Origin of the sequence: Microbispora sp. H10836, from assembly GCF_012999525.1 — a bacterium.
GTDB lineage: Bacteria > Actinomycetota > Actinomycetes > Streptosporangiales > Streptosporangiaceae > Microbispora.
On sequence record NZ_JABBWU010000002.1, the window covers coordinates 289794 to 315744 of the forward strand.

Consider the following 25951-nt stretch of genomic DNA (forward strand, 5'->3'; position numbering starts at 1 on the left):
GTCACACCTCGCCCTTGATCTCCAGCCGTTCGAGCGCCTTGGTCAGCGGATGGACGGTCAGGCCGATCTGCCAGTCCCGCGCGCCCAGCTCGCGCAGCCGGTCGCCCACGGTCTCCTCGCTGATCGGCACGGGCGGTTCCCACGTCAGCCTGCGTACGGCGTCGGGCTGGAGCAGGTTCTCCGTCGGCATGCGGTGCTCGTCGGCGAGCGCCGCCACGACGGTCCGTGCCGCCGCGAGGCGCCTGGCGGCTGCGGGGTCCCGGTCGGCCCACCGGTTGGCCGGGGGAGGGCCGTCACCCGGCCCCACGGGCTGCGGCAGGGCCTGCTCCGGCATCGTGCGGGCCCGGTTCACCGCCGCCAGCCAGTCGTTGAGGTGGCGGCGGGCGCTGCGGCCGACGAACGGGGTGATGTCGGTGAGGGCCTTGGTCGTGCGCGGCTGGTCGAGGGAGGCCTGGACGATCGCCGAGTCGGGCAGCACCCGTCCCGGTGCGAGGTCGGCCTCCCGCGCGATCTGGTCGCGCAGCGTCCACAGCTCCCGCACCACCGCGAGCCCGCGCAGCGTGCGCACGCGGTGGATGCCCGAGGTGCGCCGCCACGGGTCGGTACGCGGGGGAAGGGCGGGGGCGGCCAGGATCGACGCGAACTCCTCCAGCGCCCATCCCAGCTTGCCGGTGGCGGTCAGCTCCTCGTGAAGGACGTCGCGCAGCTCGACCAGCACCTCCACGTCGAGCGCCGCGTAACGCAGCCAGTCCTCCGGTAGCGGGCGGGACGACCAGTCGGCCGCGGAGTGCCCCTTCTCCAGCCGCAGGCCGAGGACGAGCTCGACCATGGTTCCCAGACCCACCCGCTCGTAGCCGAGCAGCCGCCCGGCCAGCTCGGTGTCGAACAGCCGCCGCGGGCGGAAGCCCAGCTCGGCCAGGCACGGCAGGTCCTGGTTGGCCGCGTGCAGGACGATCTCGGCGTCGCTCACGGCCTCGTCCAGCGCGGACAGGTCGGGGCAGCCGATCGGGTCGATCAGCGCGGTGCCCGCGCCGGCCCGGCGCAGCTGCACCAGGTAGGCGCGGCCGCTGTAGCGGTATCCGGAGGCGCGCTCGGCGTCGACGGCCACCGGTCCCGTCCCGCGGGCGAAGGCGTCCACGGCGGCCGCGAGCGCGGCGGAGTCCTCGATGACGGGCGGGATTCCCTCGCGCGGCTCCAACAGGGGCTGGACTACGGGTTCTGTCACGGGCTATGGAACTTTCGGATCATCTCGGCGGGCGGGACGCGGATGCAGCGTCGCGACGTCGGGCGGCAGTGGGGGGATTCCCGCGGCCAGGCACATGAGGTCGCACCACGCGGCCGCGTGCGGCGACAGGTCCTCGTCGAGCGGGGACCACGAGGCGCGCAGTTCGATCTCCGTGGTGACGGGGTCGTCCGCCTTGCCGCCGAACCCCTCCGAGACGGCGCGGGTGACCGTGCCGCCCACCGCGGCGTACCGCGCGCCGTGGGCGTCGAGCGCCTCGGTCAGCCAGCTCCAGGCCACCGGCCCCAGCAGCGGGTCGGTGGTCATCTCCGGCTCCATGTCGGCGCGTACGTAGGCGACGAGGCGGAACGGCCCCTCCCAGCCGCGCTGGCCCTCGGGGTCGAACAGCATGATCAGACGACCGACGGCGAGTTCGTCGTCGTCACGGTACACGGACGCCCCGACGGCTCCGGAGTACGGCGCGAGCCGCTGGGGGGCGGGGATGTCCTCCAGCTCGATCTCCGGCCGTACCTCGGCAGGGCGCAACGTCTCCAGCGCGCGCCTGAAGGCGGCGGGAGGCGCCGGCGGCTCACCGAGGGTCATGACGGAAGAGTAGGTCGGATTCGGGATGGCGCGAAGCAGGGGGGTGGCTGTGGGGGGCATCGCAGGTCGTCAAACCGTCGCCGCCAGTCGAGCCGTCACCCGGGCGGGCGTCCGCGCCGGGCCGCGTCCGAGGGTGCGGTCCCGGCGGTCGCCGCAGCCGTCCGCGCGGCTCGGGCGGGCGGGGCGCGCGGCGTCGCTGCCGGCACAGCGCTCAGTGCGGCGTTCGGGGGAACTCCACATCGAAGTCATCGCTCCGGGGCCTCTCGTCGGATCCACGGTCGTGGCGGTCGCTCGGGACTGATCCGACGTTGGCACGTCCCGGCGACATTTCCCCGCATCGCGCTCGGCGTGTCTCGAAAGTGGTATTGGAATCGATGCCGGATGGCCGATTGGCGAACACATTGCCGAGGTGTGAGACGACTCACAGGAGGGGATGGGGTTCACCTTACGCGATGAGCGACCTTTCTCGCGTCGTTCTGGAACCCCAGGTCATGGGTCCGGGCGCCGGGCGCCCCCCGGGCATGGCAGGCTGGTGTCGTGAAACCCCAGCTCGCCGATTCCGTTTTCGTCCGCGCCTGCCGGCGCGAGCCCGTCCCGCACACCCCGGTGTGGTACATGCGCCAGGCCGGGCGGTCGCTGCCCGAGTACCGCAGGGTGCGCGCGGGCGTCGAGATGCTCACCGCCTGCGCCACACCCGACCTCGTGGTCGAGATCACGATGCAGCCGGTCCGCAGGTACGGCACGGACGCGGCGATCTTCTTCAGCGACATCGTGGTGCCGCTCAGGGCCATCGGCGTCGACCTCGACATCAAGCCGGGCGTCGGTCCCGTCGTCGGGACCCCCATCCGCGACAAGGCGGGCATGGAGGTCCTGCGCCCGCTGGAGCCGGACGACGTCCCGTACGTGACCGAGGCGGTCGGCGCGCTCACCGGGGAACTGGGCGGGACCCCGCTGATCGGCTTCGCCGGAGGGCCTTTCACACTCGCGTCGTATCTGATCGAGGGCGGCCCCTCCAAGAGCCACGACCGCACGAAGGCCATGATGTACGGCGAGCCCGAGTTGTGGCACGAGCTGATGGACCGGCTCGGCGCGATCACGCTCGCCTTCCTGCGCGTCCAGGTGGCGGCGGGCGCCTCGGCCGTCCAGCTCTTCGACTCGTGGGTCGGCGCGGTCGCGCCGCAGGACTACCGCTCCTACGTGCTGCCGCACACCAGCCGGATCTTCGCCGGCCTGGCGGACCTCGGCGTGCCGCGCATCCACTTCGGCGTCGGCACCGGCGAGTTGCTCGGCCTCATGGGCGAGGCCGGCGCCGACGTGGTGGGCGTCGACTGGCGGGTGCCGCTCGACGAGGCCGCGCTCCGCGTGGGCGCGGGCAAGGCCCTGCAGGGCAACCTCGACCCGGCGATCCTGCTCGCGCCCTGGGAGGTCGTCGAGGGGCGGGCCAGGGACGTGCTCGAACGGGGCAGGGTGGCCGAGGGGCACGTGTTCAACCTCGGCCACGGCGTGCTTCCCTCGACCGACCCCGACCAGCTCGCCCGGCTCACCGACTTCGTCCACGAGTCGTCGGCCCGCTGAGGTCCTACTCGCGCGGAGTGTGCCCGGACGCCCGGCTCTCGTCCCGGGCGTCCGGGGCCTCGTCAGCGGCGGAGGCGGGCCCGTGTCCGGGAGGCACGGGGGGACCCGAGCGGACGGCACTGTAGGGCGTGGCACCGGGGGGCACGGCACCGGCGGGCGGAGCGGTACGGCGGCGCATCCGGCGCATGACGGTCCGGACGACCAGCCACACCAGCCCGGCCACGACGAGCCAGGGCAGCAGCGCGCCCAGCACGGTCAGCGCCACCAGGGTCGAGGTGGTGAGGGTGTCCCATCCGGTCCGCAGCCCGCCGAGAAAACCGGACGGGTCCTCCTTCCTCGTGGGCCGGGCCGAGGACTCCGGCGGGAGCACGAGGGTGAGCGTCACGGTGGCCATGCCGGTCTGCGCCTCCAGCGCCTTCTGCCTGGCCTGCAGCGACTCCAGCTCGGCCTCGCGGTTGGTGATCTCCCGCTCGATCTCCAGGATCTCGCCGATCTTGTTCGCCTTCGACAGCAGCGTGCGGAACTGCCCGAGCGCGGCCTCGGCCGACTTCACCCGGCTGGCGACGTCGGCGACCTCCTCGGTGACGTCCTGCGCGTTCTGCCGCATCGACTTGCGTTTGCCGAGGTCTCGTCCGAGCTGGGCCAGCACGTCGGCGTAGCGGGCCGGAGGAACCTTGAACGTGACCACCGCGTGCTGGCCGCCCGAATAGGAGTCGCTGCGCTCCTCGGCGACGTACCCGCCCGCGCCCGTCACGATCGTCTTCGCGCGGTCGGCCGCCGCGGTGACGTCCTTGGCCTCGACGGTGAGCTCGGCCTGGTAGATGATCGCGCGGTCGGCCGGATCGATCCTGGCCTTCTCCTGCCCGCCGCCTTCGCCGTCCGCGGCGGACCGCTCCGCGCTCTGCGCGGTGGGCCCTTTCATGGGAGCGTCCGCGGCCGGCGCCGCGGGTGCGCCGCCGCTGTCGGCCGCCCCGCTGCTGCTCGACATGTCCTCCGCGCCGCCGCACCCCGTCAGCAGAAAGGCGACGGCCGCCAGGGCCGCCACGCCGTATCGGATTCGCCTCATGCCCTTACATCGGATCACCGCCGGGCACAGTTCAGCGCCGGCGATCACGATGGCATCACGATGCCTTCGTGGTCGCCGGCGCCTCGGCTTGGTGTTGGGGGCCCCGTGGGTCCCGGCCGGGCCGGGCCGGGACCCACGGGACGTCTTGCTAGCCGCGCAGCTGCTCGATCAGGGCCTGCGCGTCGCGGATGAGCGCGTCGCTCACGGCCTTGTCGGTCACCCGCTTGGCGTCGCCGGCGAAGCCGACGAACCGCTCCAGAGCCTTGATCGCGTTGTCTTTCTTGCCCATGCCGGCCTGCTTGACCGCCAGGTCGAGCTGCGCGATCAGGACGTCGCCGTCCTCGGTCACCGTGCCGGCGGTCTTGAAGGCCTTCAGCAGGGCGTCCAGGTCGTCGAAGGAGGTCGTGACCGTGAAGGCCGACTTCTTCTCCGTGACGTGGCCGGCCTTGTCCTTGGCGGTCACGACCAGCTCGTTCTCGCCGAGCGGCAGCTTCCACAGCGGGAGCGGCTCGCCCGAGGTGACCTGCAGGTCGCCGATCGCGGCGGTCACGCTCGCCACCCCGGACGTGGCGTCCGTGGCGGAGAAGACGGGCGTGATCGAGGTCGAGTCGCCGTGGTCGCCGGACTCGACACCGCTCACGGTCAGCGCGGGCGCGGTCTTGTCGATCTTCACCGTGACGGTGCCGATCTCCGAGACGTTACCGGCGTTGTCGGTGGCGCGGTAGCGGACCTCGGTGGTGCCCTCGGTGCTCAGCGTCACCGCGTTGTTGGCGTTCAGCCAGGTGGTGCCGCCGTTGACCGAGTACTGCCGGCTCGCCACCGTGCCGTTGTCGGTCGCGGTGACCGTCATCGACACGTTGCCCTTGTACCAGCCGTTCTCACCGGTCGGCTGGGCCGGGTTGAGGGTGGCCGTCACGGTCGGCGGGGTCTTGTCGGCGACGCCGTCGCCCACGAAGGTGAACGCGTCCACCTCCACGCCGCCGGTCGAGGTGACGTACAGCTTGCCGCTGCCCGTGGGGGCGTTGTTCAGCGCGGTGGTCACCGTCTGCCAGCCGGAGCCGGCCGGGATCGCGACGGTCGCGAACGGGGTCGCGGTCGGCGAGTTCCAGCGCAGCGACAGCGTGCCCGCACCGCTGGCCTGGGTCTTCACCGCGGTGATGCCGGCCAGGTTCACCGGGTCGTAGCCGATGTAGTCGCCGGCGTCGAACGAGGTGACCTTGTTGAGGCCGGAGGCGGTCTCGTCCTGGGTCTTGGTGACGCCCTTGTTGTCGTCCCCGTGCTCGGCCTGCATGAGCTTGGGGTTGAGGATCAGGCTCGCGTCGCTGGAGGCGCCGGGAATGCCGTTGGCGCCGTTGTCGCGGTAGCTGACCACGACGACGCCGAAGATGTTCTCGGTCACGCCGTGCTCGGGGGCGTCCGCGGGGGTCGCCCAGGTGACGGTGCAGCCCGTGCCGGTGGTGATCGGGTGGGCGTGCGTGTCGTGGCCGAGGCCGAAGGTCCACGCGACCCGGCTGCAGGTCGGGTTGTCGCCGTCCTCCGCGTCGGTCACCTTGACCTTCAACGGGACCACGTTGCCCCAGTCGATGAAGCCGCCGTCGCCGGGGGTCTCGATGCTGACCTCGGGCGCGGTGTTGCCGACGGTGATCTCGATGGTGGCGAGACCGAACCTGCCGCCCGCGTCGGTGACGCGGAGCCGGGCGGTGTACTGCCCGAGCTTGTCGTAGGTGTGGGTCGCCGTCACGCCCGTGGCGTCGAAGGTGCCGTTGCCGTCGAAGTCCCACTGGTAGGTCAGGTCGCCGGCCTCGGCGTCGGTGGACTTGGCGCCACTGAACTCGACGGTGAGCGGCGCGTTGGTGCCCGACGTCTTGTCGACGCTGATCTTCGCCTGCGGGGCCTTGTTGCCGGGCGAGTAGTCGATGCGGTACAGGCCCGAGTCGGGGTTGGCGCGGAAGAAGCCGTCGCCGTAGTCGAGCACGTACAGCGCGCCGTCGGGGCCGAACTCGATGTCGATCGGGTTGTCCGTGATGGGCATGGCCATCTTGGTCAGCTCGGCGTTCGGCAGGAAGTGCTCGAGCTTGGTCACCGGCCCGTCAGAGCCCGTCACCGTGAACGCCGCCAGGTAGTCCTGGGAGAACTCCGCGAAGAAGAACTTCTTGTCCCAGTACGCGGGGAACTTGGTGGCCGAGGGGTTGTCGGCGTCGTAGTGGTAGACCGGGCCGCCCATGGGGCCCTGGCCGTTCTGCCTCGGGTCGAACTCGGTCAGCCCGGCCCACTCCTCCGGCTGGTCGCTCGCGCGGTCGCCGTAGTACATGTCGGCGGGAACCGCGGGCGGGAGCTTGTCCAGGCCGGTGTTCCAGCGGGAGGTGTTCGTCGGGCCGGCGTCGCAGTCGAACCACTCGCGCGGCTTCGAGGTCGCGTAGTCCCAGTTGTTGTAGTTGAAGTTGTCGCCGTGGCAGTACGGCCAGCCGGCGTTGAGCGGCTTGCTGATCGGGGTGACGTTCCACTCGACGTAGCCCATGGGGCCGCGGTCGGGGTTGGCGGCGCCGGCGTCCGGTCCGTAGTCGCCCCACGACACGGTCCCGGTCCCCGGGTCGACGTCGATGCGGAACGGGTTCCGAACGCCCATGGCGAAGATCTCCGGCCGGGTCTTGGCCGTGCCCTTCGGGAACAGGTTGCCGTCGGGAACGGTGTAGGAGCCGTCCTCGCCCACCTTGATACGCAAGATCTTGCCGCGCAGGTCGTTGGAGTTGCCGGCGCCGCGGCGGGCGTCGAAGCCCGGGTTCATGCCCGGGGCGTCGTTGTTCGGCGCCATGCCGTTGGCGCCGGGCGTGCTGGCCGGGGTGTTGTCCCCGGTGGACAGGTAGAGGTTGCCGTCGTCGTCCCAGTCGAAGTCGCCGGCGACGTGGCAGCACTGCCCGCGGTTGGTCTCGACCTTGATGATGACCTGCTCGGTGGACAGGTCGAGCTTCTCGCCGTCCCACTTGAACCGGGAGAGCTGGTTGTAGCCCTTCCACTGGTTCCAGTACGACTCGTCCGCGCCTGCGGGCAGGGAGTTGGGCGCCGACCCGGTCGGGGTCTCCTCCGGGTACGGCGCGGTCATCTTCCTGGGCGCGTAGTAGACGTAGACCCACTTGTTGGTCGCGAAGTCGGGGTCGACGCCGATCGTCTGCAGACCGTCTTCGGAGTTGTTGTAGACGTCGATCTTGTTAATGATCTTCGTCACGCCGGTGGCGGGGTCGGTCATCCGGATGTCGCCGTTGCGGGCGGTGTGCAGCACCCGGCTGTCCGGCAGGATCGCCATGTCGATCGGCTCGCCGACGTCCTTGGTGAGCGTGACCTTCTCGTAGTTCTCCCAGTGCAGCGCGTCTTCGTGCGCCTGGACCGGTGCGGCGGTGAGCGCCGCCGCCATCGGGAGCGTCAACGCGGCGGCGAGAGCGCCGCCCAGAATGCGAGTACGCTTCAAGTCTGCTGCGCCTCTTCTTTTCAGGGGGGTGGCAGGGAAAGGCGGGCCGCCGCGTGCCGGTGGAACGGGTCGAACGCGTGGCGGTCCGCCATATTCGTCATTCGCCGAAGTCGTCAGCCGCGCAGGGCGGACATGTTCTGGTAGCTCAGGTCCGCGTACTGCAGGGACTGCGCCGGGTTCGCGGTGCCGCCGGGGGCGGTGTCCTGCTCGTACATCGGGTGGTGGTAGCCCTTGGCGCCCACGCCGCGGAAGAACGCCGCGTAGTCGATGTCGCCGGTGCCGAACGGAACCATGTCGTAGCCGTTGGACGTGCCGGTGTTGATCTTGCCGTCCTTGGCGTGGAACAGCGGGAACCGCTTGGTCTGGGCCTGCACGACGCCGAGCGGGTTGAAGACCTGGGTCTGGGTGGACCCGTCGGGGGCGGTGAAGGTCTTGTGCTTGTACTGCGCGACGTGGGCCCAGAAGATGTCCATCTCGAGCCAGACGTGCTTGGGGTCGGTGATCTGGAGGAAGTACTCCAGGCGGCGGATGCCGGAGGAGCGGGTGGGGCGGCCCCGGTCGTCCAGCGGGCCGCTGTCGAGCAGGAAGCTGTAGGCCACGTCGTGGTTGTGGGTGTACAGCTTGAGGCCCGCCTCGGAGGCGATCTGGCCGAGCGTGTTCCACTTGTCGGCGGCCACGTCCCAGTCGGCCTTGTAGGCGCTGCCGGTCGGGTCGCTGCCGGTGCCCATGTGGCCCAGGCCGAGGATGTTGGCGATCTCCAGGTGGAGCTTGAAACGGTCCAGGTCGGCCTGGGTCAGCGGCCAGGAGCCGGGGATGAAGCCGTGGTTGCCCTGGGCGACGAGGCCGTTGTCGTCCAGCCAGCCGCGCAGCAGCTTGGCGCCCTCGATGCTCTCCAGGCTGGCGCCGCCCTCGGCGTTGCGGTGCTGGCTGTAGCCGGCGAACTCCACCTGCGCGTAGCCGATTCGGGCGAGCTCCTCGAACACGGCGCGGAACCCGGAGGGGAGGTTGCTGGACAGCGGGTCACGGGAGATGGCGTCGCGGACCGTGTACAGGATGATGCCGCGCCGGGGCGGCGGGACCAGGATGCCGTTGGGGCCGTTGCCCGGGGTCGTCGCACGCGCGACCGACTTCATCGGACCGGCGGCCGCCACGGCGGCGGCCGCGGCCATGCCGGTCGTGGCCGCGAGCAGCTGGCGGCGGCTGAGCCCCAGCCGGCGTCCGAGGTTGCCCGCCGACTCCATCTCTTCTTCGTACGCACTCATCGTCTTGCCAACTCCATCTGCGTGAAGAACCTTGATCCCCCGATGACGCGGCCAGGCCGCGGGTGCACTTGGCGAGCAAGCTACGCCACTTTTGTCTAACAGGGAAGAAGTTTCTTCATGATCTTTTGAACTTTGTGTTATTCGAGGACAAAGTCGGAGGAGCACAGGGAGAAGGGCGGCGACGGCGACCGTCCGAGGGGCGGGACTCGGAGGGGGTGGTCGGCGGCCGGGGGCCCGGGATCCTCGTTCCGAGGCGCGAGCTTTGAACTTTCCGTAGCCTGCTGGAAACTTTTTCTTGTCAGCGACGAAAGATGCCTCTTAGTATCCGAATGTTCCGGGGTCATCCTTCATACCCGAGTTGACGGGAGAGTTACAGTGCCCATCGGTGTCTGGCTGGTCGGCGCCCGGGGGTCCGTCGCGACCACGGCGGTAGTCGGGGCGGCGGCGGTCCGTGCGGGAGCGGCTGCGCCCACCGGGTGCGTCATCGAGGCCGCCGGCTTCCCCGGGGGCTTCGCTCCTCTGGGCGACCTGGTGTTCGGCGGTCACGACGTGGTCGGGACCCCACTGCGCAAGAGGGCCGAGATGCTCGCCCAGGCGGGAGTGTTCCCTCCCGTCCTGACGACCCTGCTCGCCGCGGACCTCGACGCCGCGGAGGCCGAGAGCAGGCATGGCTACGTGCCCGGCGAGGAGAGCCAGGCCGATGCCGCGCGGCGGCTGGCCGCCGACATCACGGACTTCCGGGAGCGGCACGGCCTGTCCCACGTCGTCGTGGTGGACGTGTCGTCGACCGAGCCTCCCGCCGAGGTCTCGCACGCGCGGCTCTCCGACCTGGAGGAGGCGCTCGCGTCGGGGCAGGACCCGCTGCCCGCCAGCTCCCTGTACGCCTACGCGGCCTTCACCGCCGGGTGCGGCTACGTCGCGTTCACCCCGTCCGCCGGCCCGACGCCTCCCGCCCTGGACGAGCTGGCGCGGCGCAACGGCGTGCCGTACGCGGGACGCGACGGCAAGACCGGGGAGACGCTGGTCAAGAGCGCGCTCGCGCCGATGTTCGCCGGCCGCGCGCTGCGCGTGCGCTCGTGGTCGGGGCTCAACCTGCTCGGTGGCGGCGACGGCGCCACGCTGGCCGACCCCGCGGCCCGGGAGAGCAAGTCGGCGAGCAAGGCGCGGGCCGTCCCCGCGATCGTGGGCGAGGAGGTCGAGGGCCTGACGCACATCGACTACGTCGCCGACCTCGGCGAGTGGAAGACCGCCTGGGACCACATCACGTTCGAGGGGTTCCTCGGCGTCCGCATGACCATGCAGTTCACCTGGCAGGGCTGCGACTCGACGCTGGCCGCCCCGCTCGTCCTCGACCTCGCCCGCCTCGTCGCGCGGGCCCACGAGGCCGGGCACAGCGGCGTGCTCCCCGAGCTCGGCTACTTCTTCAAGGACCCGCTGGGCGGCGCGGGACACGACCTGCCCACCCAGTACGCCCGGCTGGTCGACTTCGCACAATCGATCACGGGTGAACGGCTGTGAAGGCCTGGCTGGAGCTGGTCCGCGCGCCCGCCGCGCTGTCCGTCCCCGGTGACACGCTCGCGGGCGCGGCGGTGGCCGGACGGCCGGCACGGCCCGGCCTCGCCGCCGCGTCGGTGCTGCTCTACTGGGCCGGCATGGCGCTCAACGACTGGTCGGACCGGAAGCTCGACGCGAAGGAGCGCCCGGAACGGCCCATCCCCTCCGGCAGGATCAGCCCGGAAGGGGCGCTCGGCCTCGCCGTCGCCCTGACCGGCGCCGGGGTGGCCACCGCCGCGGTCGCCGGCGGACGGCGCGGGCTCGCGCTCGCGGGCCTGCTCGCCGGCGCCGCGTGGGCCTACGACCTGCGTCTCAAGCACACCGTGGCGGGCCCGGCCGCGATGGCGGCCTGCCGCGCGCTCGACGTGCTGCTCGGGGCGGGGCCGCGGACCCGGGCGGCGGCCCCGATGGCGCTGGCCGTCGGCGCCCACACCTACGGCATCACCCTGCTGGGCCGGGCCGAGGTGGACGGCGCGACCCCCGCGACCGTCGTCCAGGCGCTGACCGCGACCGGCGCGTCCGCGGCGCTGGCGGCGGTCGCCTGCCGCCAGGGTGAGACGGCGGGACGGCTGGGCGCCGCCGTGATGATCGCCGGCTACCTCGCCACAGCCGGCCGGGCCCAGCTGGCGCTGCGCGCCGATCCCGACCCCGAGCAGGTGCGGCAGGCGGTGCGGATGAGCATCCTCGGCCTGATCCCGCTGCAGGCGGCCGCGGTGGCCGGGCGGGGGAGGCTCGCCCAGGCGGCGGCGCTGCTGGCCGCGCTGCCGGCCGGCCGCTGGCTGTCGGCGAAGGTGGCCACGTCGTGAGCGTGCCTATGAACTGGGCTTACTGCACCAACGGCTTCCGCGACCATCCGCTCGACCAGACGCTGGAGGTGCTCGCCGACCTCGGCTACACCGGCGCGGCGGTCACGCTCGACCACGGGCACCTCATGCCCGGCGCCTCCGCAGCGGAGGTCGGGCGGATCGCGGCGCTGGCGCGGCGGCTCGGCCTGTCCCTCGCCGTCGAGACGGGCGGCAGGTACGCGCTCGACCCCCGGCGCAAGCACTACCCGACGCTGCTGCACGACGACGCGGAGGCGCGCGTGCGCTTCCTGTGCGAGGCGATGCGGATCGCGGCCGACCTCGGCGCCCCCGTGGTGCACCTGTGGAGCGGCATCCGGCCGCCGGAGGTGCCCGAGGCCGAGGCGTGGGACCGGCTCGTCCGGCAGTGCGAGCGCCTGCTCGGCGAGGCCGACGAGGTGGGCGTCACGCTCGGATTCGAGCCCGAGCCGGGGATGCTCGTGGCGGACCTGGCCGGATACGAACGGCTGCGCGGCCTGCTCGGCGGCCATGCGAGATTCGGCCTCACCCTCGACATCGGGCACTGCCGCTGTCTGGAGCCGTACGACGTGCCCGAATGCGTCGAGCGGGCGCTGCCGCACCTCGTGCACGTGCAGATCGAGGACATGCGGCGGGGCGTCCACGAGCATCTCGAGTTCGGCGAGGGCGAGATCGACTTCCCGCCCGCGCTCGCCGCGCTCGACGGCTTCGGCGGGCTGGTCGCCGTCGAGCTGGCCAGGCACAGCCACGCGGCGCCCGACGTGGCGCGAAGGTCGATCGAATTCCTGAGGAGGGCACATGACCTGGCTGGCGCAGGCCGTAGCCGACGTTGAGCGCGACCCGGAGACCGTCTACGCGCTGTTCCCGCGGGCCGCGCGGGAGGGCGGCCCAGACGCCCGTGCCGAGCTGTTGAGAGCGCTCACAAAGACCCTGCCGGACCCGGTGGCGGCCATCACGAAGCTCTACTGGCAGGGCGACGCGGGGGAGCGGCTGGAGATCCTGGAGGCGCTCGCGCGGCTCGACCTCGGTCCGGCCGCTCTCCCGCTCATCCACGACGCCCTGCGCACCAACGACACCCGGCTGGTCGCCGCCGCGCTCGGCCCGTACGGCTCGGCCTGGCTGGACGACCACGCCTTCCGTCAGGGCGTGCTCAAGTGCGTCTTCATGTCCGTTCCGCTCGCGTCGGTCGAGGGCCTCGACCGGCGCTTCGACGACGAACTGCGGCGCATGCTCGCCGACTTCGCCGCCGAGCGCCGTGCGGCCGGACGGCCCGTTCCCCCCGACGTTTTCGAGAGGCTCTGATTCCCGATGAGGATCTTCGACCCCCACATCCACATGACGTCCCGCACGACGGACGACTACGAGCGCATGTACGCCGCCGGGGTCCGTGCCGTCGTGGAGCCCGCCTTCTGGCTCGGCCAGCCGCGCACGAACGTCGGCAGCTTCCTCGACTACTTCGACGCGCTGCTGGGGTGGGAGCCCTACCGGGCGGCGCAGTACGGCATCCGCCACTACTGCACGCTCGCCCTCAACCCCAAGGAGGCCAACGACCCGCGCTGCGCGGGCGTGCTGGACGAGCTGCCCCGCTACCTGCTGAAGGACTCCGTGGTGGCGGTCGGCGAGGTGGGCTACGACTCGGTGACGCCGGAGGAGGACCGCGTCTTCGAGGCCCAGCTCGCGCTGGCCGAGGAGCACGGCCTGCCGGTGCTCGTGCACACGCCGCACCGCGACAAGGCGGCCGGGACCCGGCGCACGCTCGACGTGGTCAAGGGCATGGACCCGGGCAAGGTCCTCGTCGACCACCTCAACGAGCTGACCGTCGGCATGGTCCGCGACGCCGGGTGCTGGGCGGGCTTCTCGATCTACCCCGACACCAAGATGGATCCGGACCGGATGGTGGCGATCCTCAAGGAGTACGGCACCGAGCGGATGATCGTGAACTCCGCCGCCGACTGGGGGCGCAGTGACGTGCTGAAGACGCGCGAGGTCGGCGAGGCCATGCTGGCCGCCGGGTTCACCGACGAGGACGTCGACCGGGTGCTGTGGCAGAACCCGGTCGCCTTCTACGGCCAGAGCGGGCGCCTGCACCTGGACGACGTCGAGTCCGGCGGCGACTACGAGGGCAACACGATCCTGCGCGGGACGCGCTGACCATGCGCCTGCTGCATCCCTCCGGCTCCGTCGTCCACCTGGCCTACTGCACCAACGTCCACCCCGCCGAGGACCTCGACGGCATTCACGGGCAGCTCTCGGGGGTCGCCGCCCGGGTGCGGGCGCTGACCGGCGCCCCGGTGCTCGGCCTCGGGCTGTGGCTGTCGTCCCGCGCGGCGCGGGCGCTGCGGGCCGACCCCGACGAGCTGGCGCGGCTGCGCGCCCGGCTGGACGAGCTGGGGCTGGAGGTCGTCACCCTCAACGGCTTCCCCTATCAGGGCTTCCACGACCAGGTCGTGAAGCTCCGGGTGTACCGCCCTGACTGGGCCGAGCCGGAGCGGCTCGCCTACACCCTCGACCTGGCCGAGATCCTCGCCGTGCTGTTGCCGGACGACGTGACCGAGGGCTCGATCTCGACGCTGCCCCTCGCCTGGCGCACGGAGTGGACGCCGGACAAGGCCGCGGCGGTCGACGCCAACCTGGGCGCGCTCACCCGGGGCCTGCGGGCGCTGGCGGAGCGCACCGGCAAGACGATCCGCGTGGGCTTCGAGCCGGAACCGGGCTGCATCGTGGAGACCACCCCGCAGGCCGTCGCGCTGCTGGGCGGCGCCGACCCCGAGTACCTCGGTGTCTGCCTGGACGCCTGCCACCTCGCCGTCGGTCTCGAGGAGCCCGCCGACGCCGCCGCCCTGGGGCTGCCGATCGTGAAGCTCCAGGTGTCGGCCGCGGTCGAGGCGCCCCCGGGCGGCCAGTCCGCCCTGGCGGCGTACGAGGAGGAGCGGTACCTCCACCAGACCCGCTGCACGGCCGGGTACGCCGACGACCTGCCCGAGGCGCTGGCCGGGGGGCTCCCGGTGGACCTGCCGTGGCGCACGCACTTCCACATGCCCCTGCACGCCGCGGCTCCGCCGCCGCTCACCACGACGGCTCCGTACCTGGAGGACCTGCTGGGCCGGCTCATGACCCCGGACGGGGGCCTCACCGCCCCCCTCACCCGGCACCTCGAGGTCGAGACCTACACCTGGAGCGTGCTGCCCGGCCCGGTCGACGTCGCCGAGGGCGTCGCGGCCGAGCTGGACTGGACCCGGCGGCGGCTCGCCGCCCTCGGACTTAAGGAGATCTGATGGCGCCCGTCGTCGTCGTGAACGTCGTCGGCCTGACCCCGCGCCTGCTGGCGCACATGCCGAACGTGGCGAAAGTGGGGGCCGCCGCGTCCCTGAAGCCCGTGCTGCCCGCCGTGACCTGCTCCGTGCAGGCCACCCTGCTGACCGGCTCGATGCCGCGCGACCACGGCATCGTCGGCAACGGCTGGTACTTCAGGGACCTCGGCGAGGTCTTCCTGTGGCGGCAGCACAACCGGCTGATCCAGGGCGAGCAGCTGTGGGACGCGGTGCCCGGGATCCGCACGGCCAACGTCTGCTGGTGGTACGCCATGGGCGGCTCCAGCGACTTCATCGTCACCCCGCGCCCGATCTACTACGCCGACGGGCGCAAGGAGCCCGACTGCTACACCAGGCCGCCGTCGCTGCACGACGACCTGGTGGCCGAACTGGGCGAGTTCCCGCTGTTCACCTACTGGGGGCCGACGGCGAGCATCACCTCGTCCAAGTGGATCATCGCGGCCGCCCGCCGGATCCTCGCGAAGGAGCGGCCCGACCTGCTCATGGTCTACATCCCGCACCTCGACTACGACCTGCAGCGCTTCGGGCCCGACGCGCCGCAGGCGATCGCGGCGGCCCGGGAGGTCGACGCCGCGCTCGCGCCGCTGCTGCGGGAGGACGCCACCGTCGTCGTGCTGTCGGAGTACGGCATCACCAACGCCTCCCGCCCGGTCGACGTCAACCGCGCGCTGCGCCGGGCCGGGCTGCTGGAGGTCTACACCCAGGACGGCATGGAGTATCTCGACCCCTGGGCCTCGCGGGCCTTCGCGGTCGCCGACCACCAGGTCGCCCACGTCTACGTGAACGACACCGCCGACCTGCCCCGCGTACGGGACATCGTGGCGGAGCTGCAGGGCGTGGACGAGGTCCTGGACCAGGAGGGCAAGGCGAGGTACGGCCTCGACCACGAGCGGGCCGGTGATCTGGTCGCCGTGGCGGACCCGGACGCCTGGTTCACGTACTACTACTGGCTGTCCGACGACCGGGCGCCCGACTTCGCGAAGCTCGTGGAGATCCACCGCAAGCCCGGTTACGACCCGGCGGAGCTGTTCATGGATCCGAACGACCCGCTGGTGAAGCTGCGCGCGGGCACGGCGCTGGCCCGCAAGAAGATGGGCATGCGCTACAAGATGTCGGTGGTGCCGCTCGACCCGGCCCCGGTGCGCGGCAGCCACGGCCGCCTGCCCGACGCGGCGGCGGACGGACCGGTGCTGCTGGGCCCCTTCGACAAGGACGCGTACGCCGCGACCGAGGTGAAGGGCCTGCTCACGCAGCTGCTCAAGGGCTGACAGGATTACGCGGACCGGCCGCCGTCCCGGCAGGGGACGGCGGCCGTTCGGCGTCCGGAGGGAGCGCGGCACGCGGTGCCGCGCGGCTCACTCGGCGGAGAAGACGTGGTCGCTGATCAGGCGGGTGGCGCCGACGATCCCGGCCGTGTCGCCCAGCTCGGACAAGACGATGGGCAGGTTGCCGGTGGCCAGCGGCAGCGAGCGCTGGTAGACGACGCTGCGGATCTCCGCGAGCAGCGCGTGGCCCAGACCGGCGACCCCGCCTCCGATGATCACCAGGCCGGGGTTGAAGAAACTCACGAGGGACGCGAGCACGAGGCCCACGTGCCGGCCGCCCTCGCGGATCATCCGTACGGCGGCGGCGTCGCCCGAGGCCGCGGCTGCGGCGACGTCCTCGGCCGTCAGCGTGCCCTCGTGCGTGAGCCGCTCCGCGAGGAAGGGGGACTCGCCCGACTCCGCCGCGGCCAGGGCGTCGCGGGCCAGCGCCGCGCCGCCGAAGTAGGCCTCGAGACAGCCGGTGTTGCCGCACGTGCACAGGGGGCCGCCTTCCGACACCCGGATGTGGCCGATGTCGCCGGCGCTGCCCGTCACCCCGCGGTAGATCTCGCCGTCGACCACGATGCCGCAGCCGATGCCGGTGCCGATCTTCACGAGCAGGAAGTCGCCGACGGCCCTGGCGAGCCCGGCGTGCAGCTCGCCGAGCGCCATGATGTTCACGTCGTTGTCCACGAGCACCGGGCAGCCGAACTCCCGGCTCAGCGTCTCCCGCACCGGGAAGCGGTCCCAGCCCGGCATGATCGGCGGCGAGACCGGCGTCCTGTCGAGGAAGCTCACCGGACCGGGCACCCCGATGCCGACACCGTGGATCTCGCTCGTCTCGCCGGTCCGCAGCTTGCCGACGAGATCGAGGGCCTGCTCCAGCACCGCCTCGGGGCCGTCCCGCACGTCCGCCGGCTTCGACAGGTGGCCGAGCACCTCCAGTTCGCCGTTCGTCACCCCCACGTCGATGGACGTGGCGCCGATGTCGATGCCGACGAAACGCAGGTGCGAGGCGATCCGCACGATGCCCGACCGCCGGCCGCCACGCGAGGCCGCGAGGCCGCCGGTTTCGAGGAGGTTCAGCTTGTTGAGCCGGTCGAGCTCGAGTGCGAGCTTCGACGGTGACAGACGGGCCACCTCGCCGAGTTCGGCACGCGAGCGCGCGCCGTCCTGACGCAGGAGGCGCAGGAGCCGCGCCTGGTGCGGGTTCTCGGGGCGAGCCGTCATTCGCTTCACGCCGCTCTTCGGGTCGGGGAATCGGGGTGCGTGCCAGAAGTGACTCTACTTCTGCTCCGACGACATCAACTTTATTACAGCAAACCCTTACTTTTTGCCCTACAGGTGAAAAGTTTCTGAGAATCTTGCCTTCCCGACCGCTTTGTCGGGGACTGTTCCAGTGGGTGACTATCTGTGCTCTTTCTGTGGCGGCGAAGTTCCCGCCTCGCGGCGGACACGCCCCGCGCCGGTGCGGGAGCCGCGCGCACGGGCCGATAGTTTTTCCCCATGGACGGGATTGCGGGTCGTCATGTGGTCGTCGTCGGCGGGGGCATCGCGGGTCTGGCCGCGGCGCTGCACCTGAACCGGGCCGACGCCGGCCTGCGGATCACAGTGCTGGAGGCGGCGCCGAGGGTCGGCGGCAAGCTGTACGCCTCGCAGGTGGCGGGGGTGGAGGTCGACGCGGGCGCCGAGTCGATGCTGGCGCGGCGGCCCGAGGGCAAGGAACTGGCCCGGCTGGCCGGCCTCGGCGACGACCTGGTGGACCCGGGCACGACGCGGGCCGCCGTCCTGTCGCGCGGATCGCTGCGCCCGCTGCCCCGGCAGCAGGTGATGGGCGTCCCCTCGGACGTGGTCGCCCTCGCGCGCTCGGGCGTCCTGTCGCCGGCCGGGCTCGCCCGGGTGCCCCTTGACCAGTTCCTGCCGCCCACGCTCGTGACCGGCGACGTCTCCGTGGCGGCCTACATCCGGGCCCGGATGGGCGGCGAGGTCGTCGACCGGCTGGTCGAGCCGCTGCTCGGCGGCGTGTACGCGGGCCGGGCCGACATGCTGTCGCTGGACGCGACCATGCCGCGGATCGCCGCCGCCGCCCGCACCGAGCGGTCGCTGCTGCAGGCGGCCAGGAGCATCGCCGCCGAGGCGCCCGCGGACGCCGGGCCGGTGTTCACCACGCTCAGGAGCGGCCTGGGGTCGCTGCCCGCCGCCGTGGCGAAGGAGTCGGGCGCGCAGATCCGCACCGGCGTCACCGTACGCGACCTGATCCGGACGCCGGACGGCTGGCGGCTGGTCACCGGTCCCACCCGGGACGAGGAGGTGATCGACGCCGACGCGGTCGTCCTGGCGGTCCCCGCGCGGCCCGCCTCCCGCCTGCTCCGGCGCGAGGTGCCGAAGGCGGCGGCCGAACTGGCCGGGATCGAGTACGCCAGCATGGCGATCATCACCCTCGCCTATCCCCGTACGGCCTTCCCCGAGCCGCCGGAGGGCAGCGGCTACCTCGTGCCGCCGGTCGAGGGCAGGCCGGTCAAGGCCGCGACGTTCAGCAGCGTCAAATGGCCGCACCTGGCCGAGGCCGACCGCAACGTCGTGATCGTGCGGTGCTCGGTCGGCCGCCTGGGCGAGGAGCTCGTGCTCCAGCGCGAGGACGCCGAGCTGACCGCCCTGGCGATGAACGAGATGGCCGAGATCATGGGCGTGCGGGGCCTGCCGCTGGACACCCGGGTCACCCGCTGGGGCGGCGGGCTCCCGCAGTACGACGTGGGCCACCTCGACCGGATCGCCCGTGTGCGCGCCGCGATCGCCGGGCAGCCCGGCCTCGCCGTCTGCGGCGCGGCGTACGAGGGCCTCGGGATCCCGGCCTGCGTCGCGACCGCCCGCACCGCCGCCAAGCTCGTCGTGGAGCACCTGCGGGGCGGCCGGGCGGCGGCGGCCTCCGACGCCTGACCGGACGCGCGGCCGCCGCGGTCGCCGGTGCCTCCCCCGGGAAGGCACCCGGCGGCCGGACCACCGCGTCGTACCGGCAGAATGGAGGCATGACGGAGCCTGCCCCGCGGCCCAAGGCACGCGATCTCAACCTGGTCATCCGATACACCATGTGGTCGGTCTTCCGGCTGCGCGACCAGCTTCCCGCCGCCCGCGACGGCGTGGCCGACGAGGTCGAGGAACTGCTCGCGCAGGCGGCGGGCAAGGACGTGACGACCCGCGGCTGCTACGACGTGGCCGGGTTCCGCGCCGACGCCGACTTCATGTTCTGGTGGCACGCCCCCTCGCCCGAGGACCTGCAGGAGACCTACACCCGCTTCCGCCGCACCACGCTCGGCCGCGCGAGCGAGCCGGTCTGGTCGGCCATGGCCCTGCACCGCCCGGCCGAGTTCAACAAGTCCCACGTCCCGGCCTTCCTCGCCGAGGAGGAGCCCAGGGGCTTCGTCTGCGTTTACCCCTTCGTGCGGTCGCTGGAGTGGTACCTGCTGGAGGACTCCGAGCGCCGCACGATGCTCGCCGAGCACGGGAAGATGGCCCGCGACTACCCCGACGTGCGGGCCAACACGGTCGCCTGCTTCGCGCTCAACGACTACGAGTGGATGCTCGCCTTCGAAGCCGACGAGCTGCACCGCATCGTCGACCTGATGCGCCACCTGCGCGGGGCCGAGGCGAGGCGGCACACCAGGGTCGAGATCCCCTTCTACACGGGCACCCGCAAGCCGGTCAGCGAACTCGTCGCCGCGCTTCCCTGACGATCGCGAACGCCAGGACGGCCCAGGTCAGGGCCTCGACCAGGGGCCCCGCCGCGCCCAGGGCCATTGCCAGCGGCAGCGTCGCCGGGAGGACGACGGCGACGGCGCGGGGAACCAGCGCGCAGCGGAAGACCGCGACCGCGAGCGGGAGCAGGCCGGCCAGCCACAGCACGATCCCCGGCGCGTACAGCGCGCCGAGCGGGTCCGGCGGGTTCGTGGCGAGGACGAAGGTGGTGGTCACCGGGACCGCCACGACCGCGTGGCCGAGGCCGTACAGCAGCGCCCCGGCGTCGCCCGTCCGCCCCCAGCCCCGCGCCGGGCGGTGGACGCGGCGCAGGGCCAGGACGGCCCCGATCGCCGCGACCAGGTAGAGGGCGTACGCGCCCTCGGCGACGTAGTCGCCCGCCGAGGCGAACGGCACCGTCTGCGTGTGCAGGAGCTGCGTCACACCGAGCGTCAGCGACGCCGCTGCGGCGACGAGCGGCGCGGCGACGACCGAGGCGGCGGCGGGCCTCCCGCCCGCCGGGTCGTCCGTACGCGCGGCCCGAGGGTGCGCGGTGGCGGGAGTGTGGGGCGACGCGGTGGCGTCCATGACGTTCTCCTCCGGAGGGTGATGTCGTTGCCCGTCCAGATTCGGGCCGCGACGTTCCCGGCCGGAGGAGCCGATGGTCCCGCGGGCCCGGGAACGCCTCCCGACCCCGCGGGAACGGGCTCAGCCCGGCGCGAGTCCCGCCGCCCGCGCGGCGGCGACCGCCTCGGCGCGGTCGCGTACGCCGAGCTTGACCAGGACGCCGGACACGGCGTTGGCCACGGTCTTCGGGCTGACGCCCAGGCGCGCCGCGACCGCCTGGTTGCCCAGGCCCTGCGCGACGAGTTCGAGGATCTCGTACTCCCGCTCGGTGAGCGCGGGGAACGGCCGGGGGGACACCCGGGGCGGCGCGTGCAGCAGCTTGATCACGGCCTCGGCCGCGCCGGTCCCGAAGACGGCCTGCCCACGGGCCGCCGCGCGCACGGCGGCGACCACGTCGTCCTGGGCGGCGTTCTTGAGCAGATAGCCCCTCGCCCCCGCGCGGACGGCCGCCAGCAGCGACAGGTCGTCGTCCGACATCGTGAGCATGATCACGCTGGGCGGACGGGGCCCGGCGGACAGGCGCCGGGTCGCCTCGATGCCGTCCATGTCCGGCATCGCGATGTCCATCAGCACGACGTCGGGGGAGTGCTCGCGGACGGCCGCGAGCGCCCGGCGGCCGTCCTCGGCCACCGCGACGACCTCGATGCCCTCCACGGTCGACATCAGCGCCCCGAGGCCGTCGCGGACCACGGGGTGGTCGTCGACGACGAGCAGCCTGATCACAGGGGAATCCACGCGGTCACCACCGTTCCGCCGCCCGGGGCGGCGTCGATCGTCAGCTTTCCGTCCAGCTCCTCCACCCGCTCCCGCATCGAGGTCAGGCCGACTCCCGGGACGGCCTGCGGCCCGAGTCCCCGCCCGTCGTCGCGCACGCTGAGCTCGAACCCGCCCGCGACCCGGCCCAGCCGTACGGCGCAGCGGCGGGGCGCGCCGTGGCGCACCGCGTTCGTGAGCGCCTCGCGGGCCACCAGGTAGGCCGTGACCTCCGCGGCGGCCGGCAGGCCGCCCACGTCCTCCGCGGTGATCTCGATCTCGACCCCGCCGTCGCCCAGCGTCGCCGCGGTGTGCTCCACGGCGCCGGTCAGGCCCAGCTGGGCCAGCTCGGGCGGCCTCAGCCCCCGCACCAGGCGGCGTACGCCCGCGCCCGCCTCGGCGACCTGGGTCCTGATCTGGGTCAGCAGGCCCCGCGCCCGATCCGGGTCGGCCTTGAGTGCGTTGCCCGCGGCGTCGACGGTGAAGCCGATGCCCGCGAGGAAGGCGCCCAGCCCGTCGTGCAGGTCCCTGCTGATCCGTCGCCGCTCCTCCTCCCTGGCCGTGACCAGCAGCGTCCGCGAACGCTGCAGCGCCGCGGCGCGGTGGGCGGCGGCGAGCGCGGCCCCGGCGTGCGACGCGAGCGGGGCGAGCACCCGTGCGTCGCCTCCCGACGCGCCCAGGGCGCCGAGGACCTCGTCCTGGAAGCGCAGCGGCACCGACACGCCGAGCGGGGCGGGTGTTCCCCGCTCGGCGACCTTCAACGGCTCGCCCGGCGCGCCCAGCTCGGCCCGTACGTACGGGGCCCGGGTCACCTCGGCCACGGCGTCGGCGACGGCGGCGAGGATCTCCCCGGGCTCCGAGGTCGCGGCCAGCCGGGCGCCCAGCCGGGCGTGGACGGCCTCGGGGTCGGGCCCGCCGCCGTACAGGATGCGGCCGGAGGCCCGGCGCAGCCAGCGGTGCAGCGGCTCGACCGCGACCGCCACGGCCGCCGCGGCGGCGACGTGCGCCCCGGTGAGCCCGTCGACCGTGAAGTACAGCAGGGCCAGCGCCCCCGCCAGCAGCCCCAGGGTCAGCGCGCGGCGCAGCCACGGGCCGGTCCCGTACAGGTCGTGGCGGAGCATCGCAACGCCGACGCAGGCCGGCAGGGCCAGGATGAACGGCACGCCGGCGGCGGGCAGCCGGACGACGGCCGGCAGGAAGACCCCCGCCACGAACGCGGCGGCGCCGAGGCAGATCCACAGCAGCTGGGTGCGCTGCTCGCCCTGCGCCCGCGCCGTACGGACGACGAGCCCGGCCGCGGAGGCGAGCGAGGTCGCGGCCAGGATCACGATGACCGCCGGCAGCGCGTCGCGCACCGGCGCCAGGGCCTCGACGGAGAACGGCCGGTCCACGCCCTCCGGCACCAGTGCGGCCGCGACCGTGAACGCCGCGGTGGCGGCCACTCCCGTCGCCGCCACCGGCACCCAGGCCCGGCCGGGCAGGCGGCCGTCCGGCACGAGCAGCAGCAGGACGCCGCTCACGGTCAGCAGGGCGGGGGCCCAGACCCAGGCGCCCACCCAGGCGGCCCACGGGGCGCCGGGAAGATCCGGCCGCGAGGCGTAGGAGTCCGCGAAGTAGGCCGCCGCGCCGAGCACGGTCACCAGGCAGCACGGCCCCACCGCCCCGCCCTCGCGGCGGGACAGGAGGTAGGCGCCGAGCGGGGTGAAACCGAGCGCGAGCGCCGCGTCCATCGGGTCGGCGCCGCCCAGCGCCCCGCCCGCCGCGACCAGGACGCAGGCCAGCCCGAACACGAGCCAGGACATGACGGCCGGCACGCACCCTCCCTCCGAACGGCGGGCACCACTGACCCGTTCAGAAAGGACATTCTGGCGGACCGTGCGCGAAACGTCGGAAACGGTCTTGGCCGCCGGAAGTCTTTGCCATACTGTGACGAAGGATCGACGTCTATGTGAGGCAGAGTGACAAGCGGGCTGGCACGTTCCAGGGGGCGCCGCCGCAAGAGGCGGGCCCGTTCGCACGTCGTCGAGGTGTCGCTGGGGGTGGCCGCCTTCGCGGTCGGAGCCGCCGCGATCGCCTGGCCGTTGTCCCGCTCCGACGCGGCTCCCCCCGAGCGCGCGGTCGCCGCGCCCGTGCCGCAGGCCTCCCCGGCGGGGGAGCTGACCGTCGCCAGCGTCGACACCGGCGAGAAGGCCGACGCCAAGCGGGAGAAAAAGGACAAAAAGGCCGCCGAGCACAAGGCGTCGGGACCGTCGAAGTACACCGACACGAAGGCGGAGGCCTACTTCCGCAGCAGGTGGAACGACAAGACGGCCAAGCGGGTCAAGGACATCCGCACCACCGGCCGCTACCTGCGCATCTACACGAACCTGCCGGAGAACGCCGACAACTCCAAGACCGCGATCACGCTGTGCAAGCGCGGCCTGGAGTACCTGGCCGAGCGGGGGGAGGCCAACCCCGTCGTGTTCGTCCAGTCCCGGTTCGGCGAGAACGGCAATCCCGTCCTCGCCAACGTCCTCGGGCCGGACGACGACGACTGCCGGGTCACCTACCCCAAGCCCAAGTGACCCTCAGTCGGCCGGCCGCAGATTCAGGCACACGGAGTTGATGCAGTACCGGTCGTCCGTCGGCGTGGCATAGCCCTCGCCGTGGAACACGTGCCCGAGGTGCGAGTCGCAGCGGGCGCAGCGGACCTCCACCCGGCGCATGCCGAGCGAGTCGTCCTCGTGCAGCGTGACGGCATCCGACTCGGACGGCTCGTAGAACGACGGCCAGCCGCAGTGCGACTCGAACTTGGTCTCCGACCGGAACAACTCCGCCCCGCACGCGCGGCAGGAGTAGACGCCGACGGTCTTGGTGTCGACGTACTCGCCGCTGAACGGACGCTCCGTCCCCGCCTGCCGGAGGACCCGGTACTCCTCGGGGGAAAGCCGCGCGCGCCACTCGGCGTCGCTCTTGACGATCTTCTCCATAGCTCACCACCCTGCCTTCTGTGGCCCCTCGCGGGGATTACGAACTGAGGAACCCCGCGGCGGCCGGGGATCTTCCCGGCAGATGTTCACGGTGCGAGGCATCCTTTCCCCGGTCTTCCGGCGTCTTCACTGACGAGGGGCTGATCGCCGCACCCGCGCGGAGGCGGTCGCCCGCACCGCCGTCAGGGCGGCGAAGCACCCGACCCGTGCTGGACGCCGCCGGACGGTGAGAGGAGGCCGCCCACGGGCGGCCGTCGTGGTCCGTCCCGTCGCGTACGGCGCAGCCGAACGCGAGCGCGCCGTACGCGACCACGCGCCTGCGCCGGTAGGGCGCGGCCGTGGGAGCGCCCGGTCCGGCCGCCGTCGGCAGCCCGGGACGGACCCCCTCCTCCCTATAGGGTCGATCCATGGCTTCGCCGTACATCGAGATAGAGGTGGGTGGCCGCACGGTCAAGGTCACCAACCCGGACAAGGTCTACTTCCCGGAGATCGGCGCCACCAAGCGTGACCTGGTGGAGTACTACGTGAGCGTGGGGGACGGCGTGCTGCGCGCCCTGCGGGAGCGGCCGACCTACCTCAAGCGGCACCCCGACGGCGTCGGCACCGACGCGATCTACCAGAAGCGGATGCCCCGGCATCCCGACTGGATCGAGACCGTCACGGTGCGCTTCCCGAGCGGGCGCACGGCCGACGCGTTCTGCCCGACGGAGGTGGCGGCCATCGCATGGTGCGCCAACCTCGGCACGATCGACTTCCACCCCTGGCACGCGCGCCGCGCCGACCTCGACCACCCCGACGAGCTGCGCATCGACATCGATCCGCAGCCCGGCACCTCGTTCGAACAGGCCCGTGCGGTGGCCTTCACGGCCAAGGAGATACTCGACGAGCTGGGCATGACGGGCTTCCCGAAGACCTCGGGCAGCCGGGGCATCCACGTGAACGTGCGCATCGAGCCCCGCTGGACCTTCACCGAGGTGCGGTACGCCGCGATCGCCTTCGCCCGGGAGGTCGAGCGGCGCTCGCCTCTCGCGACGAGCGCCTGGTGGAAGGAGGAGCGGGGGGAGAAGGTCTTCATCGACTACAACCAGAACGCCCGCGACCGGACGGTGGTGGCCGCCTACTCGGTCCGCGCGCGGCCCGACGCGCGGGTCTCCGCCCCCGTGACGTGGGAGGAGCTGGCCGACTGTGACCCGCGCGACTTCGACATCAGGACGATGCCGGAGCGGTTCGCCAAGCTCGGCGACGTGCAGCGGGCGATCGACGACCGGGCCTGCGACATCGGCACGCTGCTGGAGTGGTACGACGCCGACGAACGAGGCGACATGCCGTATCCGCCGAACTACCCGAAGATGCCCGGCGAGCCCAGGCGCGTGCAGCCGTCCAAGGCGAGACCGGCCGAAGGCGAGGACGCGGCCGGGTGACCCTCCGTGCCGTGTGCCGGCACGATCTGGCTTTTGTCCGCCTGTCTCCGCTCTTGATCGGCTCTTGCATTCCCGCCCGGTGTCCCTGGAGGCGGGCGCGGGGATTGTCCTGGTGAGCGCTCGCCGACGGGGGAGCGGGCGCTCGTCCCCGGGCAAGACCGCACACGGACGAACCTGGAACACCCAAGCGCCTCGCCCTCGCACCGCTGCCGGGGGCGGGGCCGCCTTGTACGAGACCGAGCGGGGG

General features: G+C 72.6%; 22 protein-coding genes. 12 read left to right on the top strand and 10 right to left on the bottom strand.

Going from position 1 to position 25951, the window contains the following annotated elements; all coding sequences use genetic code 11:
• Position 1: 1 nt before the first annotated feature.
• Positions 2–1225 (bottom strand): HRDC domain-containing protein, encoded by a 1224-nt coding sequence (locus HHX30_RS06075; RefSeq protein WP_169980248.1) that lies wholly within the window; start codon positions 1223–1225, stop codon positions 2–4.
• Between the two features lie 3 nt (positions 1226–1228).
• The gene (locus HHX30_RS06080; RefSeq protein ID WP_142563873.1) at positions 1229–1825 is read right to left on the bottom strand and encodes a DUF3000 domain-containing protein; all 597 of its coding nucleotides are present in this window, start codon (positions 1823–1825) and stop codon (positions 1229–1231) included.
• A 537-nt stretch (positions 1826–2362) separates the two neighbouring features.
• Between HHX30_RS06080 and hemE the strand changes: the two genes are divergently transcribed.
• Complete coding sequence (hemE, locus tag HHX30_RS06085; protein WP_169980250.1) at positions 2363–3400, top strand: uroporphyrinogen decarboxylase; 1038 nt, start codon at positions 2363–2365, stop codon at positions 3398–3400.
• A gap of 4 nt (positions 3401–3404) precedes the next feature.
• Here the strand turns inward: hemE and HHX30_RS06090 are convergent, their stop codons facing one another.
• The 3 genes from HHX30_RS06090 to HHX30_RS06100 all read right to left on the bottom strand — a co-directional run bounded on the left by HHX30_RS06090 (position 3405) and on the right by HHX30_RS06100 (position 9191).
• The gene (locus HHX30_RS06090; RefSeq protein WP_169980252.1) at positions 3405–4466 is read right to left on the bottom strand and encodes a DUF4349 domain-containing protein; all 1062 of its coding nucleotides are present in this window, start codon (positions 4464–4466) and stop codon (positions 3405–3407) included.
• Positions 4467–4614: 148 nt separating this feature from the next.
• Positions 4615–7929 carry a PQQ-dependent sugar dehydrogenase gene (locus tag HHX30_RS06095; RefSeq protein WP_211591634.1) on the bottom strand — a complete coding sequence of 1105 codons (3315 nt, stop codon included), beginning with the start codon at positions 7927–7929 and terminating at the stop codon, positions 4615–4617.
• 113 nt (positions 7930–8042) lie between these two features.
• A complete protein-coding gene (locus HHX30_RS06100) occupies positions 8043–9191 on the bottom strand; it encodes a sugar phosphate isomerase/epimerase (protein ID WP_169980254.1) in 1149 nt (382 codons plus the stop codon).
• Between the two features lie 375 nt (positions 9192–9566).
• Here HHX30_RS06100 and HHX30_RS06105 point away from each other — a divergent pair, with 375 nt between their 5' ends.
• The 7 genes from HHX30_RS06105 to HHX30_RS06135 are packed head-to-tail and all read left to right on the top strand — an operon-like array spanning position 9567 to position 16166.
• A complete protein-coding gene (locus HHX30_RS06105; RefSeq protein ID WP_169980256.1) occupies positions 9567–10709 on the top strand; it encodes an inositol-3-phosphate synthase in 1143 nt (380 codons plus the stop codon).
• Entirely contained in the window at positions 10706–11551 is an 846-nt protein-coding gene (locus HHX30_RS06110) for an SCO3242 family prenyltransferase (RefSeq protein ID WP_169980257.1), read from the top strand. The genes HHX30_RS06105 and HHX30_RS06110 overlap by 4 nt, the downstream gene beginning before the upstream one ends.
• Entirely contained in the window at positions 11548–12399 is an 852-nt protein-coding gene (locus HHX30_RS06115; RefSeq protein WP_311922132.1) for a sugar phosphate isomerase/epimerase family protein, read from the top strand. The genes HHX30_RS06110 and HHX30_RS06115 overlap by 4 nt, the downstream gene beginning before the upstream one ends.
• On the top strand, positions 12365–12868 hold the full coding sequence (locus tag HHX30_RS06120) for an EboA domain-containing protein (RefSeq protein ID WP_169980259.1): 504 nt from the start codon (positions 12365–12367) through the stop codon (positions 12866–12868). Before HHX30_RS06115 ends, HHX30_RS06120 begins: the two co-directional genes overlap by 35 nt.
• A gap of 6 nt (positions 12869–12874) precedes the next feature.
• A complete protein-coding gene (locus HHX30_RS06125; RefSeq protein ID WP_169980261.1) occupies positions 12875–13717 on the top strand; it encodes a TatD family hydrolase in 843 nt (280 codons plus the stop codon).
• A gap of 2 nt (positions 13718–13719) precedes the next feature.
• Complete coding sequence (gene eboE, locus HHX30_RS06130; protein ID WP_169980263.1) at positions 13720–14841, top strand: metabolite traffic protein EboE; 1122 nt, start codon at positions 13720–13722, stop codon at positions 14839–14841.
• Positions 14841–16166, top strand: coding sequence for an alkaline phosphatase family protein (locus tag HHX30_RS06135; protein ID WP_169980265.1), 1326 nt, complete (start codon positions 14841–14843; stop codon positions 16164–16166). Before eboE ends, HHX30_RS06135 begins: the two co-directional genes overlap by 1 nt.
• Before the next feature lie 87 nt (positions 16167–16253).
• On the opposite strand, the gene HHX30_RS06140 is transcribed toward HHX30_RS06135, so the two are convergent.
• Positions 16254–17432, bottom strand: coding sequence for an ROK family protein (locus tag HHX30_RS06140; RefSeq protein WP_169980267.1), 1179 nt, complete (start codon positions 17430–17432; stop codon positions 16254–16256).
• Between the two features lie 276 nt (positions 17433–17708).
• Between HHX30_RS06140 and hemG the strand changes: the two genes are divergently transcribed.
• Both hemG and hemQ read left to right on the top strand, forming a co-directional pair.
• Positions 17709–19139 carry a protoporphyrinogen oxidase gene (hemG, locus tag HHX30_RS06145; RefSeq protein WP_169980269.1) on the top strand — a complete coding sequence of 477 codons (1431 nt, stop codon included), beginning with the start codon at positions 17709–17711 and terminating at the stop codon, positions 19137–19139.
• 89 nt (positions 19140–19228) lie between these two features.
• Positions 19229–19930 (top strand): hydrogen peroxide-dependent heme synthase, encoded by a 702-nt coding sequence (gene hemQ, locus HHX30_RS06150; RefSeq protein ID WP_169980271.1) that lies wholly within the window; start codon positions 19229–19231, stop codon positions 19928–19930.
• Here hemQ and HHX30_RS06155 read toward each other — a convergent pair.
• The 3 genes from HHX30_RS06155 to HHX30_RS43155 all read right to left on the bottom strand — a co-directional run bounded on the left by HHX30_RS06155 (position 19902) and on the right by HHX30_RS43155 (position 23128).
• Positions 19902–20522 (bottom strand): hypothetical protein, encoded by a 621-nt coding sequence (locus HHX30_RS06155; RefSeq protein ID WP_169980273.1) that lies wholly within the window; start codon positions 20520–20522, stop codon positions 19902–19904. The genes hemQ and HHX30_RS06155 overlap by 29 nt on opposite strands.
• A 120-nt stretch (positions 20523–20642) precedes the next feature.
• Positions 20643–21296: a response regulator transcription factor gene (locus HHX30_RS06160; protein ID WP_310742014.1), complete on the bottom strand. Its 654-nt coding sequence runs from the start codon at positions 21294–21296 to the stop codon at positions 20643–20645.
• Positions 21281–23128: a sensor histidine kinase gene (locus HHX30_RS43155; RefSeq protein WP_169980275.1), complete on the bottom strand. Its 1848-nt coding sequence runs from the start codon at positions 23126–23128 to the stop codon at positions 21281–21283. The genes HHX30_RS06160 and HHX30_RS43155 overlap by 16 nt, the downstream gene beginning before the upstream one ends.
• A gap of 144 nt (positions 23129–23272) precedes the next feature.
• Between HHX30_RS43155 and HHX30_RS06170 the strand changes: the two genes are divergently transcribed.
• Positions 23273–23878, top strand: coding sequence for a hypothetical protein (locus HHX30_RS06170; protein WP_169980277.1), 606 nt, complete (start codon positions 23273–23275; stop codon positions 23876–23878).
• A gap of 3 nt (positions 23879–23881) precedes the next feature.
• On the opposite strand, the gene msrB is transcribed toward HHX30_RS06170, so the two are convergent.
• Positions 23882–24283 carry a peptide-methionine (R)-S-oxide reductase MsrB gene (gene msrB, locus HHX30_RS06175; protein ID WP_169980279.1) on the bottom strand — a complete coding sequence of 134 codons (402 nt, stop codon included), beginning with the start codon at positions 24281–24283 and terminating at the stop codon, positions 23882–23884.
• 407 nt (positions 24284–24690) lie between these two features.
• Between msrB and ligD the strand changes: the two genes are divergently transcribed.
• Complete coding sequence (gene ligD, locus HHX30_RS06180) at positions 24691–25704, top strand: non-homologous end-joining DNA ligase (RefSeq protein ID WP_169980281.1); 1014 nt, start codon at positions 24691–24693, stop codon at positions 25702–25704.
• Positions 25705–25951: the final 247 nt, after the last annotated feature.